The organism is Streptacidiphilus sp. EB103A, from assembly GCF_041261405.1.
Classification (GTDB): Bacteria; Actinomycetota; Actinomycetes; order Streptomycetales; family Streptomycetaceae; genus Streptacidiphilus.
Window position 1 is genome coordinate 181,752 of record NZ_JBGCAQ010000018.1, and the last position, 16,261, is coordinate 198,012.

The 16,261-nt window shown below is 72.2% G+C and carries 17 protein-coding genes; 7 read left to right on the forward strand and 10 right to left on the reverse strand.

Annotated elements, in window-relative coordinates; genetic code table 11:
• The 8 genes from ABH941_RS28285 to ABH941_RS28320 form a co-directional block, all read right to left on the reverse strand.
• A complete protein-coding gene (locus tag ABH941_RS28285) occupies positions 1 to 669 on the reverse strand; it encodes a vitamin K epoxide reductase family protein (protein WP_370132367.1) in 669 nt (222 codons plus the stop codon).
• A gap of 45 nt (positions 670 to 714) precedes the next feature.
• The gene (def, locus tag ABH941_RS28290) at positions 715 to 1,338 is read right to left on the reverse strand and encodes a peptide deformylase (RefSeq protein WP_370132368.1); all 624 of its coding nucleotides are present in this window, start codon (positions 1,336 to 1,338) and stop codon (positions 715 to 717) included.
• A gap of 91 nt (positions 1,339 to 1,429) precedes the next feature.
• A complete protein-coding gene (locus tag ABH941_RS28295) occupies positions 1,430 to 2,377 on the reverse strand; it encodes a tetratricopeptide repeat protein (protein WP_370132423.1) in 948 nt (315 codons plus the stop codon).
• Positions 2,378 to 2,693: 316 nt separating this feature from the next.
• Positions 2,694 to 3,380 (reverse strand): HD-GYP domain-containing protein, encoded by a 687-nt coding sequence (locus ABH941_RS28300; protein WP_370132369.1) that lies wholly within the window; start codon positions 3,378 to 3,380, stop codon positions 2,694 to 2,696.
• Positions 3,381 to 3,565: 185 nt separating this feature from the next.
• Positions 3,566 to 5,062, reverse strand: a complete 1,497-nt coding sequence (locus tag ABH941_RS28305) for an HD-GYP domain-containing protein (RefSeq protein WP_370132370.1) — start codon at positions 5,060 to 5,062, stop codon at positions 3,566 to 3,568.
• 254 nt (positions 5,063 to 5,316) lie between these two features.
• Positions 5,317 to 5,688: a mycothiol system anti-sigma-R factor gene (rsrA, locus tag ABH941_RS28310; RefSeq protein ID WP_370132371.1), complete on the reverse strand. Its 372-nt coding sequence runs from the start codon at positions 5,686 to 5,688 to the stop codon at positions 5,317 to 5,319.
• Positions 5,685 to 6,581, reverse strand: coding sequence for a sigma-70 family RNA polymerase sigma factor (locus ABH941_RS28315; RefSeq protein WP_370132372.1), 897 nt, complete (start codon positions 6,579 to 6,581; stop codon positions 5,685 to 5,687). The genes rsrA and ABH941_RS28315 overlap by 4 nt, the downstream gene beginning before the upstream one ends.
• A gap of 87 nt (positions 6,582 to 6,668) precedes the next feature.
• On the reverse strand, positions 6,669 to 7,433 hold the full coding sequence (locus tag ABH941_RS28320; RefSeq protein ID WP_370132373.1) for an SOS response-associated peptidase: 765 nt from the start codon (positions 7,431 to 7,433) through the stop codon (positions 6,669 to 6,671).
• Between the two features lie 126 nt (positions 7,434 to 7,559).
• Here ABH941_RS28320 and ABH941_RS28325 point away from each other — a divergent pair, with 126 nt between their 5' ends.
• The 4 genes from ABH941_RS28325 to ABH941_RS28340 all read left to right on the forward strand — a co-directional run bounded on the left by ABH941_RS28325 (position 7,560) and on the right by ABH941_RS28340 (position 11,116).
• On the forward strand, positions 7,560 to 8,273 hold the full coding sequence (locus ABH941_RS28325) for a M50 family metallopeptidase (RefSeq protein ID WP_134001033.1): 714 nt from the start codon (positions 7,560 to 7,562) through the stop codon (positions 8,271 to 8,273).
• Between the two features lie 23 nt (positions 8,274 to 8,296).
• Positions 8,297 to 9,676 carry a 3-phosphoshikimate 1-carboxyvinyltransferase gene (gene aroA / locus ABH941_RS28330; protein WP_370132374.1) on the forward strand — a complete coding sequence of 460 codons (1,380 nt, stop codon included), beginning with the start codon at positions 8,297 to 8,299 and terminating at the stop codon, positions 9,674 to 9,676.
• A gap of 9 nt (positions 9,677 to 9,685) precedes the next feature.
• The gene (gene rsgA, locus ABH941_RS28335) at positions 9,686 to 10,729 is read left to right on the forward strand and encodes a ribosome small subunit-dependent GTPase A (RefSeq protein WP_370132375.1); all 1,044 of its coding nucleotides are present in this window, start codon (positions 9,686 to 9,688) and stop codon (positions 10,727 to 10,729) included.
• Positions 10,730 to 10,792: 63 nt separating this feature from the next.
• Positions 10,793 to 11,116, forward strand: coding sequence for a multidrug efflux SMR transporter (locus ABH941_RS28340; protein ID WP_134005774.1), 324 nt, complete (start codon positions 10,793 to 10,795; stop codon positions 11,114 to 11,116).
• Positions 11,117 to 11,252: 136 nt separating this feature from the next.
• Here the strand turns inward: ABH941_RS28340 and ABH941_RS28345 are convergent, their stop codons facing one another.
• A complete protein-coding gene (locus ABH941_RS28345) occupies positions 11,253 to 11,726 on the reverse strand; it encodes a MarR family winged helix-turn-helix transcriptional regulator (RefSeq protein WP_370132376.1) in 474 nt (157 codons plus the stop codon).
• Between the two features lie 65 nt (positions 11,727 to 11,791).
• Between ABH941_RS28345 and hisN the strand changes: the two genes are divergently transcribed.
• From hisN to ABH941_RS28360, 3 genes are all read left to right on the forward strand, one after another.
• Positions 11,792 to 12,583, forward strand: coding sequence for a histidinol-phosphatase (gene hisN, locus ABH941_RS28350; protein WP_370132377.1), 792 nt, complete (start codon positions 11,792 to 11,794; stop codon positions 12,581 to 12,583).
• A gap of 88 nt (positions 12,584 to 12,671) precedes the next feature.
• The gene (locus ABH941_RS28355; RefSeq protein ID WP_370132378.1) at positions 12,672 to 13,358 is read left to right on the forward strand and encodes a DedA family protein; all 687 of its coding nucleotides are present in this window, start codon (positions 12,672 to 12,674) and stop codon (positions 13,356 to 13,358) included.
• 66 nt (positions 13,359 to 13,424) lie between these two features.
• On the forward strand, positions 13,425 to 13,838 hold the full coding sequence (locus ABH941_RS28360) for a Fur family transcriptional regulator (RefSeq protein ID WP_370132379.1): 414 nt from the start codon (positions 13,425 to 13,427) through the stop codon (positions 13,836 to 13,838).
• An 86-nt stretch (positions 13,839 to 13,924) separates the two neighbouring features.
• Here ABH941_RS28360 and ABH941_RS28365 read toward each other — a convergent pair whose 3' ends face one another.
• Positions 13,925 to 15,802, reverse strand: coding sequence for a tetratricopeptide repeat protein (locus ABH941_RS28365; RefSeq protein ID WP_370132380.1), 1,878 nt, complete (start codon positions 15,800 to 15,802; stop codon positions 13,925 to 13,927).
• Positions 15,803 to 16,261 lie beyond the last annotated feature (459 nt).

The window sequence follows — 16,261 nt, forward strand, 5'->3', positions numbered from 1 at the left end:
CTAGAGCAGCGTCCTCCAGTACGACCAGAACCTGATCAGCACCATCCCGCCGACCACCAGGTACCACAGCAGCGGCCCGAACCAGTGCAGGGTCAGCACCGCGTCCAGCCCCTCCCGCCAGCGCTCGGGGAAGGGCAGGACGCGGTGCTTGAGGTTGTGCAGGGTGACGTACCAGAACATCGGGAAGATGATCACCCAGACCACCATGCAGTACGGGCAGAGCGCGCCGATGCTGTAGAGCGACTGGGAGATCAGCCAGCAGATCAGCACCAGCCCGAGCGTCACCCCGACCTGGAGTCCGGCCCAGAACCAGCGGCGGTAGCGCGCACCGGCGAGCAGACCCGCGGCGACAGCCAGGACCACCGCGAAGCCGGCGATGCCCATCAGCGGGTTGGGAAAGCCGAAGACCGCCGCCTGCGGCTTGGTCATCACATTGCCGCAGCTGATGATGGGGTTGATGCTGCAGCTGGGCTTGTAGCCGGGTTCGGTGAGCAGCTTGAAGCGCTCGTAGGTGAGGGTGAAGGAGGCTATGAAGCCCAGCACCCCGGTGATCACCAGGAACCAGGTCATCGCCCGGCCGGCACCGATGCCCTCACCGGCGGGGACCTCACCGTCCGTGGTCTCGGCCTCGGCCTCGCGGTCGAGATCCTGGTCGACGTCGTTGTTCATGCCTTCCAGGATCACCTACCGCGGCGTTCGGCGCAGATAAAGGCCTCAGTTGTTCGGGACGACCTCGTACCGGGGCGTCAGCTCCGCCATCTGCCGCAGCGCGTCCTTGCGGTCGCGCTTGGACAGCCGGTCGATGTAGAGGTAGCCGTTGAGGTGGTCGGTCTCGTGCTGGAGGCAGCGGGCGAAGAAGCCGGTGCCCTCGACGACGACGTCCTGGCCGTCCCGGTCCTGGCCGCGTACCAGCGCGTAGTCGGGGCGGGCCAGGTCCGCGTACGCGCCGGGGACGGAGAGGCAGCCCTCGGCGGACTCGTCCAGGGTGCGGCGCGAGGGGTCGAGGTCCTCCAGCACCGGGTTCACCACGACGCCGACATGGCGCACGCCCTCGTCGTCGGGGCAGTCGTAGACGAACACCCGCTGGGCGACCCCGATCTGATTGGCCGCCAGGCCCACGCCCTCGGCCGCGTACATGGTCACGAACATGTCGTCGACCAGCGCTGCCAGCTCGGCGCCGAAGTCGCTGACGGTCGCGCACGGGTGGTGCAGCACCGGATTGCCGACGACCGTGATCGGGCGCACCGAGCCCCTGCTGGTGTCCGGCTCCTCGCCGATGACCGTCAGCGGGGCCGGCCGCTCCTCGACCTGCACTGTCTCGACCTGCTGCTCCGACATACCGCTCGCCTTCACTCCGTACCGGGATCAGCCACCAGGGTACGGGCTCGGGCCGGACGCGGCCGACCGGCCGGTTCGCCCCCAGCAGACCTCAGCAGACCTCTTCCAGGTCCCGGTAGGCCCGCCCGGACCGGTTTCCGGCCACCCAGCGGTCCAGCAGGGTGCGCACCACCCCGCTCGGCGCGGCCACCCCGCACTCCCGCTCCGGAATCCACAGCGCCCCCGCGCTGCGGTGGCTGAGGTGCCCGTCGTCGTGCGGGTCGTGGTGCTCGCTGTGGCCGTCGTCGGCGGGCATCCGGCTCTCCGAGCAGTCCCGGCAGAGCAGCCGCACCGAGGAGGTCCAGTCCTCGGCCGCGTACCCGGCCTCGGAGACCAGTCGTTCCAGGGCGTCCCGGTCGGCCTCGGTCTCGGCCTGCAGCAGCACCACGTACGTCGGCACCGGGGACGGCGCCCACAGCTCGATCTCGTCGAACACCGGGTACGGGACCCCGCCCGCGACCCGCTCGCCGTGCGGACTGCCGTCGTGGAGCACGACCTCGCCCCAGCGCCGTCCGGAGGAGGGCAGCGGGATGGAGAGCACCTCCACCCGGGCCGGGTCCAGCCGGCGGCCCCAGACCACCTCGGACTCACCCTCCGGGGAGAGCCGGACCGGAGTGGTGCCGAAGTCCAGGCTGACCGGCCCCTCGCCGGGCGCGAGCCGCAGCCCGTAGGCCTGCCAGCAGCGCCGGGCCAGCGCCCAGTCCTGCAGGGCGGTCGCGGCGATGCCCAGGTTCCACCAGTCGGGGGCACCGGGGTTGCGGTCGAGCAGGGCCACGGCGCGCAGGCCGGCCGCGCGCGCCTGCTCCCAGTCCCTCCGGAACTTGTGCAGCAGCGCCAGGTTGAACCAGGAGTCGGAGAGCCAGGGCTCAAGATCGGCAGCCCGGACCAGCAGGGCGCCCGCGTCCTCGAAGCGTCCGTTGCCCATGAGCGTGAAGGCCCGGTCGGTCGTCTGCCGCCAGCTGGCGGACGGCCTCTGCCGTGCCCGATTGAAGATCTTCACCTCGGCCTGCCACTTGTCCGATTCCACCCGGCGGTCCGGGCTGGGTTCCTTCGGTGCGGTGCTCGTTCCCTGCGACGGCGCAGGCAACGATGGCGCTGTGAACGGTGGGGCCCGATGACGCTGCCCCCGGATGCACGCTACGTCCCCCCGCGCCCCGACGCCATGCGCAGCCGTCCCGCCCGAAGGGCCCAACGGCTTCACCGAACTCCATGCCCACTGGGCGGCGCACCACACACCCGCTGCCCGCCCTTCTGCTGCATCCAACCACGACCGGGCCCCGCTCCACTCCTTACCTGCGCGTTCACCCCCGCAGGTGCTATGGATCGGCCGGATTCCGCAGGCACACACGTGCCAATGCCTCCACCGCGTGCGGTTCGTACTCACGGGCGGTGTTCCGCCGCAACTGCTCCACCACTTCCTCGCGCTGCTCCCGGTCCCCGCCGTCACAGCCGAGGTCGTCGAAGGCGTTGGCGACCCGGATGATGGCGGCCGCACGCGGCAGTCCCGGGTCCCGGGTGCCGTCCTCGCGCCGGTACGGCTCCGGGATCGCCGCGACGATCTCGGCGACCTCGGGCGGGACCCCGGTCTGCCGGATCACCTCGCTGCCGAGTCTGCCGATCCGGCGCTGCTCCGACAGCGGGAGCAGCGCGGTGGCCCCGCCGGGGACCGGGTCGACCAGCGAGAGCTGCCCGACGTCGTGCATCAGGGCCGCGCATTCCAGCAGTTCCAGTTCCTTAGCCCCGAGACCGAGTTCACGGCCGATCCCGGAGGCCAGGTCGGCGACCCGGCGGGCGTGGCCGGGGAGGGTGTAGCCGACCACCTCGGTGGAGCGGGCCAGCGAGATGACCGTCTGCCAACGGGTGGCCCTGATCGCCCGGTAGCGGCGGAAGGACAGCTGGCTGACCAGCAGCGGCAACGAGAACAGCGGTAGCGCCCACCACCCCGCCTCACACACCGCAAGCCCCACGCAGACCACCGCCGCCACCCCATGCACCACCCGCACCACAGCCAGCCCCCGCGACGCCCCCAGCACAGACCCGGCCGCACCCCGCGTTCCACCCGCCCCACCCGCTCCCGCCAGTCCCGCCGCGCGAGCCGCCCCGCTCGTTCCCGCCGGCCCCGCCGATTCGGCGGGCTCCGTAGCACCTGCTACCCCTGTCGGCTCCGCCGACCGCGCTCCGCGTTCGCTCACCGCCGCCACCACGGCGGCGTACGCCCCCAGGCACCACCCGCGCCACCTGAGCCGCCGGCAGCACCCACGCCGCCCGGCCGACGCAGGCCCCCCGCACTGCCACCCGCCTGCCGCGCCCCCGCCCCTGCGGGCGCCGCCGCCCCCGCGGCCCCCGCGCCGGCCGGGGCCGGCACCCGGGGCAGCGGCTCGCGCGCGCCAAGCGGTACCTCCGGCGCCTGCTCGTCCGCCTCGCGCCCCAGCAGCGCCGGCTGCCAGTGGGTCCGTTCCAGGGCCCGGACCAGCGCGGTCACCATCGCCGGGTCGAACTGACTGCCCGCGCAGCGCTCCAGCTCGGCCAGCGCCTCGGGGACCGGCCGGCCGCGCCGGTAGGAGCGGGTGGACGTCATCGAGTCGAAGGCGTCGGCGACCGCGATCACCCGGGCGAACTCGGGGATCTCCGCCCCGGCCAGGCCGTGCGGATAGCCGCGCCCGTCCATCCGCTCGTGATGGTGCAGGATCCCGGCCCTGGCCTCGCCCAGGAAGCCGATCCCCCGGACGAGTTCGTGGCCGTACTCGGGGTGCAGCACCACCTGCCGGTACTCCTCGTCGGTCAGCGGGCCGCTCTTGCGCAGCAGCCGGGTGGGCACCCCCAGCTTGCCGACGTCATGGAGGGTCCCGGCGACCCGTAGCGAGGCCACCCGCTCGGCGCCCATCCCCAGCTCACCCGCCATCAGAACGGCCGCGCGGCCCACCCGTTCGCTGTGGCCGCGGGTGTAGCCGTCCTTGATCTCGACCGCCTGCACCAGGGCGCGCACGGTCGCCTGATGCGCCGCCCGCTCGCGCTGCGCCTGCGCCGCCATCCAGCTGGAGACGCCCAGCGGCAGCAGCGCCAGCACCCCGGCGAAGGCCCCGTAGGGGCCCTCCCAGAGCACCGCCATCATCAGTCCGACCAGGCCGTGGCCGAAGGCCGGAGCGGGGCAGCGCAGCAGCCCGCGGTACCACTCCCGGCGCCGTCCCCCGGGCTCCGCCGCCGCCAGGATGCCCCCCATCAGCGCGCTGTTGACCAGGCAGAAGACCAGCGCTGCCACCCCGGCGGGGAGCAGCACGGCCGGCAGCCGGACACTGGTCAGCAGCCGGTGGCCGTCCAGCGCCCGGAAGGCGCAGGACGCGGCGAAGGCGGACAGTCCCAGCTGGGACGCGTTCCAGCACCGACGGACCGCCCGGGGCGGCGCGGCGGGCGCGAGCAGCACACCCGGGAGCGCGACCAGCGCGGCTGCGGCGGGCGGCAGCAGCACCACGCCGGCGAGCAGGACCGGGAAGTGGGCCGCAGGGGTGCCCGCGGGGGTGGTCTCCTCGCCCTCGGCCGCGCTGCGGGCGGTGATGTCGCAGCCCAGGAACAGCAGCGCCAGCACGGCGAGCCGGGACCAGGCCTCGGCGGACCGCACCTGCGGCAGCCCGGGCAGCACACAACCGAGCGCGGCCGCCAGCACCAGGGCGACGTACACCCGGGCCACGGTCGGGAGCGCACGACGGCTCTGCTCCACTGCTGCGGTAGAGATCTCGGCCTCCGCGCTCGTCCGGTACCCGTCACGGAGGATATGTCCCCGAACCCGTCATAACCGGCCGGCAACGGTATTGCCGCGTTCGGCGGAGGCAGACTCACACGATCAGGTGACGCATCTGTGTTTCGCCCCGTCAATACCCGTGGCCCCAGGGAATCAAGCCCCGGGGCCACGAATTCATGCCTACCTTTTTTACTGACGTACCGTCAGTGACGCTCGGGCTCCGCCGACGCGGACGCGGATGACGCGGATGCGGCGGACGCCGCAGGCGCCGCGCCGGCGCCCACCGGATCCTCGCCGACCAGGTCGCCCTGGACCGGCACCCCGGCGCGGATCTGCTCGATCCGGGCCAGCACCTTGCCGCGCAGGTCCGACGGCGCGGTGTCGCAGCCGCAGGAGCGCTTCACCAGCGCCTTGATGGCCTGCTCCAGGCCGTACTGGGCCAGGCACGGGGAGCACTCGTCGAAGTGCTCCTTCAGCTTGGCGCAGTCCCCCTCGCCCATCTCGTTGTCGAGATACTCATACAAGTGGTCGAGCACCTCACCGCACGCGGTGTCGTGGTGGTTGCCGCAGCTCATGAGCCCGCGCCTTTCGCCAGATCCTGTGCAGCACCAGTCTGCGGGACACCGGCCCCGGCGCCGCTGCCGGCCGGGACCAGCCCACGGTCGCGGGCGTAGTCCTCCAGCAGCTCGCGCAACTGGCGGCGTCCGCGGTGGAGACGGGACATCACCGTACCGATGGGTGTCCCCATGATGTCGGCAATCTCCTTGTAGGCGAAGCCCTCGACGTCCGCGAGATACACGGCGATCCGGAACTCCTCCGGGATCGACTGCAGCGCGTCCTTCACGTCGCTGTCCGGGAGGTGGTCCAGCGCCACCGTCTCGGCGGAGCGCAGCCCGGTCGACATGTGCGACTCGGCGCGCGCCAGCTGCCAGTCCTCGATCTCCTCCGCGCCGGTCCGCTGCGGCTCGCGCTGCTTCTTCCGGTAGGAGTTGATGAAGGTGTTGGTCAGGATGCGGTACAGCCACGCCTTGAGGTTGGTGCCCTCACGAAACTGGTGGAAGGAGGCGAACGCCTTGGCGAACGTCTCCTGCAGCAGGTCCTCGGCGTCGGCCGGGTTTCGGGTCATCCGCAGCGCGGCGGAGTACAGCTGGTCCAGGTAGCCCAGGGCGTCGCGCTCGAAGCGCGCCGAACGCTCGGACTCGGTCTCCTCGGCGGCAGCCCTGAAGGTGTCGCCGTCGAAGTCGTCGTCCGGCTTCGGGTCGACCACGGCCCCCGTCTCGTCCTCGGTCCCGGTGACCGGACCCACCTCCTCAGCCTCAGCGACAAACGGACGGTCCACAAGAGTGGACCCGCTCGCAAGGGAGACTATCGGGCCCACGCTCTTGTCGCCCGCCGCCGGCCACTGCGGCCAGGACAGAACGGAGCTCGCCACGCCCTCGGACCGGGCGGGGCATGCGGCTGAAACCATGAGCACTGCCTTCCACTGACGCTTTGCTGCCGACAATGGTGTGAACCCAGGGAGCGCTGCACACATTCCCGGGTCTGTGCACATGCATCAAAAAAGTCCGTCCGGCTCCAGGGCCGGGGTCAGCTCACGGGTCAGCTCAGGGCCGTTGTTGCGGATGTTCCCGACCGCGGGCCCCACCGGGCGGGCCTCCATCAGCCCCGCCCGCGGGGGCGCCAGCAGGGCGCGGGCCTCCTCCGGGTCGCTGAGGGCCGGGTCCAGCCAGTCGTCCCAGCGGTCGCGGGGCAGCGCCAGCGGCATCCGGTCGTGGATGGCGGCCAGCGCGGGCTCGGCGGCGACGGTGACGATCGTGCACGTGGTCCACCAGGCGGCGGGGTCCTCCGCGGGGATGTCGCGGTCCCGCCAGAACTCGTAGAGGCCGGCCATCGCCATCACCGAACCGTCGGCGGGGGTGATGAAGAACGGCTGCTTCTTCACCCTGGACTTCGGGGTACCCGGGGGGATGTCAGGGGTGAACCACTCGTAGTAACCGTCAGCGGGGATCAGGCAGCGGCGGGCAGCGAAGGGGCGCCGGAAGGCGGGCTTCTCGTGGAGGGTCTCGGCCCGCGCATTGATCATCTTCACGCCGGACGCGGGCGTCTTGGCCCAGGACGGAACGAGCCCCCAGCGCAACGCCCGGAGCTGGCGTACCTTCGCGCTCTCCCCCTTGGGCACCCGGTCCAGCACCGCGTACACCGGGTCCGTCGGGCCGATGTTCCAGTTCTGGGCGAGGGCCTCGGTCGGGTCCCAGGCGGCCACGTCGAACAGGCCGGCCAGGTCCTCCGGCTTACGACTCGACGCATAGCGACCGCACATGCCCCCACCATGCCACCGGACACTGACAGCCGGGGCCCGAACCGGCGACTACCCCTACCGCGTCCCTCCGTGCGAGGCTTCGACCTCTCCCGTCCGTCAACGGCCCACCCGAAGGCACTCCACTCCATGCAACCGCAGAGCATCAGCCAGGTCTGGGACCAGGTCACCGGTGTCCAGGCCGCCCCGTCGGGGCCCATCGTCTGGGCGACCGCGGCCATCGCCCTGCTGGCCGTCTGGCCACGCTTCAGCTGGCACTACACCCGCAATGTCGTGACCATCGCGCACGAGGGCGGCCACGGCCTGGTCGCCGTGCTGACCCGGCGCAGGCTGCACGGCATCCGGCTGCACTCGGACACCTCGGGACTCACCGTCTCCTCCGGCAAGCCGCACGGCCCCGGCATGGTGCTGACCGCCGCCGCCGGCTACTCCGCGCCCCCTCTGCTGGGCCTCGGCGGCGCCTGGCTGATCTCCGCCGGCCATATAACCGCCCTGCTGTGGGCCGTGGTCGCGCTGCTGATCGCCGTCCTGGTCATGATCAGGAACGCCTACGGGGCGCTGACCGTGGTGATCACCGGCGGGATCTGCTTCGCCGTCTCCTGGTTCGGCAGCCAGCAGGTCCAGGGGGCCTTCGCCTATCTCAGCGTGTGGTTCCTGCTGATCTCGGGCGTCCGGCCGGTGGTCGAACTCCAGCGCAAGCGCCGCCACGGCGGAGCCCCCGACTCGGACGCGGACCAGCTGGGCCGGTTGACCCGTACCCCGGCACTCCTCTGGGTGACCCTGTTCTTCCTCATCGGCCTGGCCTGCCTGGCCGCCGGAGCCCGCTGGCTGCTCACCCGCTGAGCAAGCCGATAGGCTCGGTACCCATGACCGGCACTCTGGAACCCCTGTGGCCCGCACCGACCGCGACCGACCCTGTCGACGCGGTCGTCACCGTTCCCGGATCCAAGTCGGCGACCAATCGCGCCCTGATCCTGGCGGCCCTCGCCGACCAGCCCGGCTATGTCCGCCGCCCACTGCGCAGCCGGGACAGCCTGCTGATGGCGGACGGCCTGCGAGCCCTTGGCGTGGGCATCGAAGACACCCTCAACAGCACCAGCGGAGTGTCCGGCGGGGGTGACGCCTGGCGCGTCTTCCCCAACCCGCCCGCCCTCCCCGGCCAGTACAGCCTGACCGGTCCGCTCGGCGGCCCGGTGCGGGTGGACGTGGGCAACGCCGGCACGGTCATGCGCTTCCTGCCGCCGGTCGCGACCCTCGCCGACGGCGAGGTGCACTTCGACGGCGACCCCCGTTCGTACGAACGCCCGCTCGACGGCGTGATCAGCGCGCTGCGCACGCTGGGGGCGCGGATCGAGGACGAGGGCCGGGGCGCACTCCCGCTCACCGTCCACGGCACCGGCGGCCTGGTCGGCGGAACGGTCACCGTGGACGCCTCGTCCTCCTCCCAGTTCGTCAGTGCGCTGCTGCTGTCCGGGCCGCGCTTCCAGCAGGGCGTCGAGGTCAGGCACTCCGGCGCCCCGGTCCCCTCGCTGCCGCACATCCGGATGACCGTGGAGATGCTGCGCGCCGCCGGCGCCCAGGTGGACGCCCCCGAGGACGGCGGCGAGCCGGACGTCTGGCGGGTCACCCCGGGCGCGCTGCTCGGCCGGGACATCGTGGTCGAGCCCGACCTCTCCAACGCCGCGCCCTTCCTGGCCGCCGCCCTGGTCACCGGGGGCGCCGTCACCATCCGCGACTGGCCGGAGCGCACCAGCCAGCCCGGGGACCAGCTCCGCGGGCTGTTCACCCGGATGGGCGGCAGCTGCGAGCTCACCCCGGACGGCCTGCGGTTCACCGGCACCGGCAGCATCCACGGCCTGGACGCCGACCTGCACGACGTCGGCGAGCTCGCCCCGGTGGTCGCCGCCGTCGCCGCGCTCGCCGACTCCCCGTCCCGGCTCAGCGGCATCGCCCATCTGCGGATGCACGAGACCGACCGGCTCAAGGCCCTCGCCGACGAGTTCAACGCCCTGGGCGGCGATGTCGCCGAGACCGAGGACGGCCTGGTCATCAACCCGCGCCCGCTGCACGGCGGCGTGTTCCACACCTACGAGGACCACCGCCTCGCCACCGCCGCCGCGGTGATCGGCCTCGCCGTCCCCGGGATCCAGGTGGAGAACGTCGCCACCACCGCCAAGACCCTGCCGGACTTCCCGGGGCTCTGGAGCGCCATGCTGGACAGCGCCCCGATGTCGGCGAAGGGCTGAGCCGCCGCCATGCGCCGTTACGGCAAGGACGCCGACGAGGACGACATCCGCGCCCGCCCCTCCCGCAAGGGCTCCCGGCCGCGGACCCGGACCAGGCCCACCCACGAGGACGCCGCCGAGGGCGTGGTGCTCACCGTCGACCGGGGTCGGTTCACCTGCCTGGTCGAGGCCGACACCAAGCGCGAGCGGGAGATCTCCGCGATGAAGGCCCGGGAGCTGGGCCGCAAAGGCGTCGTCGTCGGCGACCGGGTCGGCCTGGTCGGCGACCTGTCCGGCGAGCCGGGCGTGCTGGCCCGGATCGTCCGGGTCGAGGAGCGCGTCTCGGTGCTGCGCCGGACGGCGGACGACGACGACCCGTACGAACGGATCGTGGTCGCCAACGCGGACCAGCTGGCCATCGTCATCGCCCTGGCCGACCCGGAACCCCGGGCCCGGCTGATCGACCGCTGCCTGGTCGCGGCCTACGACGCGGGACTGCGGCCGCTGCTGGTGCTCACCAAGTCCGACCTGGCGGCCCCCGAACCGCTGCTGGACATCTACTCCCCGCTGGGCGTCGACCATGTGGTCACCCGAAGGGACGACCTGGCCGGCGAGGGCGCCGAACGGGTCCGCGAGCACCTGCGCGGGCTGTCCACCGTGTTCATCGGCCACTCCGGCGTGGGCAAGACCACGCTGGTGAACGCCCTGGTGCCGGAGCACCAGCGGTCGACCGGCCATGTCAACGCGGTCACCGGACGCGGACGGCACACCACCACCTCGGCACTGGCCCTGCGGCTGCCCCCGGCCCCGGCCGCGAAGAGGGGCGACCGTCCCGGCTGGGTCATCGACACGCCCGGCTTCCGCTCCTTCGGGCTCTCCCACATCGAGCCTGGACGGGTCATCCTGGCCTTCCCCGACCTGGTCCCCGGCACCGAGGGCTGCCCCCGCGCCTGCAGCCACGACGAACCCGACTGCGCCCTGGACGCCTGGGTCGCCGAGGGCCACGCCGACCCGGCCCGCCTCTACTCCCTGCGCCGCCTGCTCTCCACCCGGGAGACCCGCGAAGGAGACTGACGACTCGCCGCCGCAGCGTCTCTGACCGACGATGGTGATCACTGTCCGACCTTGGGAGGAACCGTGGCCTGGCTGATGGTGGTCATCGCCGGATTCCTGGAGACCGGCTTCGCCGTGTGCCTCAAGCTCAGCGAGAACTTCTCCAAGCTCTGGCCCAGCGTCGGCTTCGCACTCTTCGGCATCGGCAGCTTCGGCCTGCTCTCCACCGCCCTGAAAACCCTGGACGTCGGCCCCGCCTACGCGGTCTGGACCGGAATCGGCGCAGCCGGCACAGCGATCTACGGCATGGTCTGGCTGGGCGACGTGGTCTCGGTGATGAAGATCGTCTCCATCAGCTTCGTCCTGATCGGCGTCATCGGCCTCCAACTCAGCGGCTCGACCCACTAACAGTGCGGCGTGTGCCTGGCTTGTCGCGCAGTTCCCCGCGCCCCTAGAAGCAGCAACTGAACCACTGTGGGCAAGTTGCACCTCCCAGGGGCGCGGGGAACTGCGCGACAAGCCACCTACGGTCCGCAGCCGACAATCAAACAGCCCCCCGCCGCGCCTCACCCGCGTCCCGCAGCACCCTCATCAGCCCCGCCAACTCCCCCGCCCCCCGCACCCCGAGCGGAGCGAGAAAGTGCTCGCGCAACGCGACCACATGGAGCCGCTGCGCCTCCTCCCCCACCCGGACCCCCTGGTCCGTCAGCACCGCGAAGACCACCCTCCGGTCCTCCGCCGAAACCTGCCGCTCGATCAGCCCCGCCCGCACCATCCGGTCGGCCAGCTTGGTGAAGCCACCGCTGCTCAGCGCCACGTCATGGGCCAGCTGGGTCATCGTCAGCCGCTGCCCCGGCGTCCGCAGCAGCCGCAGCAGCACCTCGAACCAGGGGCCGGGAATGTCCACCCCGCCGACCGGTCCGACCTGCAGCAGCGGAGCCGTCCGCGCGTAGGCCTCGACCACAAGACCCCACCAGGTGACCAGTTCCCGGTCGTCCACCGCTGATTCCGCTGCCATACCCGCCAGCGTAGAGGTGCGGATGCTGCTGGCCCTGCCCCCTCCTGATCGTTACTGTGCAGGACATGCCCGACTACCACGACGATCTCCGCCTCGCCCATGTCCTCGCCGACCACGCCGACTCGGTGACGCTGGAGCGGTTCAAGGCGCTCGATCTGAAGATCGACACCAAGCCTGACCTGACTCCCGTCAGCGACGCCGACAAGGCCGTCGAGGACCTGCTGCGCAACGACCTCAAGCGGGCCCGCCCGCGCGACGCGGTGATGGGCGAGGAGTTCGGCAGCACCGGCCACGGCCCGCGCCGCTGGGTGATCGACCCCATCGACGGGACCAAGAACTACATCCGGGGCGTCCCGGTCTGGGCCACCCTGATCGCGCTGATGGAGCTCGGCGAGGGGGGCGAGCGCCCGGTGGTCGGCATGGTCTCCGCCCCCGCCCTGAACCGGCGCTGGTGGGCCGCGAAGGGCACCGGCGCGTTCACCGGGCGCAGCCTCACCAAGGCGTCCAAGATCCAGGTGTCGGACGTGGCCGGCCTGGAGGACGCCTCCTTCGCGTACTCCTCGCTCACCGGATGGGAGGACCGGGGCCGTCTCGACGCCTTCCTCGACCTCTCCCGCACCGTCTGGCGCACCCGCGCCTACGGGGACTTCTGGCCCTACATGATGGTGGCCGAGGGCTCCGTGGACATCTGCGCCGAGCCCGAGCTCAGCCTCTGGGACATGGCCGCGACCTGCGTCATCGTCGAGGAGGCCGGCGGGCGCTTCACCGGTCTCGACGGCGTGCCGGGCGTCCACAGCGGCAACGCCGCCGCCTCCAACGGCCTGCTGCACGGAGAGCTGCTGCAGCGTCTGGGCTGACCCCGGCGGAACCATCCGCCCGTCACGTGACGTTGCCCAGGTACGGTTTGGAGTGTTCTTTACCTTTCCACTGCCTGGAGGCTCACCGGTGTCCTGGATCAGCGACCATCTGCTGGCGCTCAACGGCACCCTGGTGCTGCTGGCGGTCTTCCTGCTGCCGGCCCTGGAGTCCTCGGTCTTCCTCGGCTTCGTGATCCCCGGCGAGACCGCCGTGGTGATCGGCGGGGTCACCGCCTACAACGGCAGGACCGCACTGTGGGCGGTGATCGCGGTCGCCATCGCCGGCGCGATCATCGGCGACAGCATCGGCTACGCGGTCGGCAAGCGCTGGGGGAACAGCCTGCTGGGCCGGATCCCGCACCGGCTGATCAAGCCGGCCCATGTCCGGCAGAGCAAGGACATGATCGCCCGGCTGGGCGGCCGGGCGGTCTTCGCCGGGCGCTTCGCCGCGGCGCTCCGCGCCCTGGTCCCGGGCCTGTGCGGGGTCTCCGACATGCGGTACCGCACCTTCGCCCTGTGGAACGTGCTCGGCGGGGCCTTCTGGGCCACCGGCTTCGTCCTGCTGGGCTACTTCGCCGGCGCGGGCTGGCACCAGGTCGAGCACTACGCCAGCCTGGCCAGCTGGATCTTCGTCGGCGTCATCGTGGTCGCCGTCGGCGCCCTGCTCTACCTCAAGCACCGCGCCGAGAAGCGCTCCTCCTCCCGCTTCGAGGAGACCGCTGAGGCTGATGAGGCACATGAGGCAGTTCTCGACGCACCGCAGCACACTAATTAGATCGAGTCCAAATCAGTACGTCCACTAACTTCAAACCTGCTCCGACCTCCTGTTATCCTTCCGGGTATGAGCGACCTGCTGGAACGACTCCGGGATCGAGGCTGGCGGCTCACCTCGCAGCGGCGAGTCGTGGCCCAGGTGCTCGACGGAGACCATGTGCACTTCACCGCCGACGAGATCCACGCCCGCGCGGTCGAGCTGCTGCCGGAGATCAGCAGGGCGACGGTCTACAACACCCTCGGCGAGCTGGTGAGCCTGGGCGAGGTGCTGGAGGTCAGCACCGACGGCCGCGCCAAGCGCTACGACCCCAACGCCCACCACGCCCACCAGCACCTGGTCTGCTCGTCCTGCGGCTCGATCCGCGACGTCCACCCCACCGAGGACCCGATCGCCGCCCTCCCCCCAGCGGAACGTTTCGGCTTCACCATCTCCGCAGTAGAAGTCACCTACCGAGGCCTCTGCCCCAACTGCGCCCCGTAGGAGCGCTTTTAGGGGCGCGGGGAACTGCGCGGCCAACCACCCCCGACCGGCACAGTTGGGCAGACAAGGGCCCCACCCCGCCCGGGTTACGCCGTCAAATCCGCCCGCAACGCCTCAATCAACCGCACCGCCCGCTCAGTAACACTCCCCGGCCCGTACTCCGCAGCCCTCTCGCACCACCGATGCGCCTGCGCCAGCTCCCCCCGCCGCGCCGCCACCAACCCCAGCCGCAGCGCCGCCCGCCCATGCCCCGCATCGGCCGCCCGGGTGTACCAGAGCATCGCCTCCGACTCGCTCCCCTCCCGCGCCAGCAGCAGCCCCAGGTTGAACGCCGCACTGCGGCTCCCCCCTTCCGCCGCCCTGCGGTACCACTGCTCGGCCGTCACCGTGTCGCCCCGCTCCGCCGCGCGCACCCCCACCCGGACCTGCGCGCGCCCGTGCCCGGCCTCCGCCGCCATCGCGTACCAGCGGTCGACCTCCTCGTCGAACCGCTCCTCCGCGGCCCGCTCCAGCAGCACCGCCAGCCGGAAGGCCGCCTCGGCCGACCCCCGCTCCGCCGCCTGCCGGTACCGGGTGGCCGCCGCAGAAACGTCTCCGCGCCGCTCCTTGGCGACGGCGAGTTGCAGCGCGGCCTCGGCGTGCCCCTGTCCGGCCGCGCGGGCGTACCACTCCTGGGCGTCGTGCTGCTCCCCGCGGCCGGCGTGCAGGATGCCCAGGTTGAAGGCCGCGTCCACGCTCCCGGCCTCGGCCGCCTTGGAGAACCACGGCTCCGCGCCGGGGGTGTCCCCGCGCTGCAGCAGCATCACCGCCAGCGCGTTGCTGGCCTCCCGGTGCCCGGCGTAGGCCGCGCGCCGGTACCACTGCTCGGCCTGGGCCTCCCGGCCCTCCGCCGCGCACAGCAACCCCAGGTTGAAGGCGCCGTTGTGGTCCCCGGCCTCCAGCGCGGCGCGGTACCACTGCTCGGCCATGTCGGTCTCGCCCCAGGAGGCGTGCAGCGCGCCCAGCGCGTTGGCGGCGTTGCCGTCGCCGGCCTCGGCGGCCTCGCGCCACCAGTCGGCCGCGGCGACCTCGTCCCCGCCGTCGCGCAGCAGGAAGCCCAGCGCGCACGCCGCCCGGGGCTCGCCACCCTGCGCGGACTGCCGGTACCAGCGCGCGGCCTCGTCGCGCTCGCCGCGCCGCTCCAGCTGGATGCCGAGCCGCAGCGCCGCGCGGGCGTGGCCGCGCGCCGCCGCCTGGCGGTACCACTGCTCGGCTCCCTCGCCCTCCTTGGTGGTCTCCTTGAGCCGGCCGAGACGGTAGGCGGCCTCCCGGTGCCCGGTCTCCGCCGCGGCGCGGAACCAGCGCTCGGCGCGGACCGTCTCCCTGCGGTGCTCCAGCAGGTCCGCCAGGGCGTAGGCGCCACCGGTGTGGCCCTGCTCGGCGGCCTGGTGCAGCCAGTACTCGGATCCCGGCTCGTCCCCGTGGTCGCGGAGGTGGAGGCCCAGGGCGTGCGCCGCCGGCGCGCTGCCGGCGACCGCGGCGGCGCGCCACCACTGCGCGGCCTCCTCGCGGTGGCCGCGCTGGTGCAGCAGGACGCCCAGGTTGTTGGCCCCGGCCCTGATGCCGGAGGCGGCGGCGCGGCGGAGGTAGGGCTCGGCGTCGTCCGGGTCCCCCCGGCGCAGCAGCATCGCGCCGAGCAGGCTGCTCGCGGCGGGGTCCTCCTCGGCGGCCAGCCGGTAGCGGGCCTCCAGCGCCGCTTCCTCCTGGGCCTCTAGGGCGGATTCGAAGGTACGGAGCTCCGACTCCTCGTCCCCGGCAGCCGTCCCGGACCCGTTGGCGTCATGGATCCCGGCCTCCGCCACGGCCTCCCGGGCAGCCCCTTCCGGGGCGTACTGCTCCGCTTCGGGGACGCGTTGCAGGGGCAGCCGTCCGACCTGCGGGTCGTCCTGATCGACGCCCGCTCCTCCTCCAGCGACTACCGACATGTCGACTCCTGCGTCAGCCGGATTCCTGGGCATCCCTGGTACGCATCGGAGCTGACGGCCGATTTCCGGCCACGCACCGTCCCCCATGGGGTTCATCGTCGCACCACCCGCAACCCGCGTACACCTGGTATACCCCAGCCGATGAGGTTACTTCAGCGCTTTGTCGATATCGCGACACATCAACCTCGCACAGTCGCCGCCGGGGCTCGGTGCTGACTCCGCCACAACGGCGCGGCACCTGCCCCTCGGGGCCCAGTCTCCCCACTCGGGGCGGCAATAGACGGACCGTCAGATTCCCTACCGGATCGGACGATTGAAGCGACAACCAGATTGCCGTACGGGTCCCGTCCGGCCCACAGCGACCCCCTCGGCACCCTATTCCTTCGTCTCCTCCGCGCCGATCACCCGTAGGAGTGAGACGTACGACACACCGTCAGATATGCCGCTACGACGTGCAGG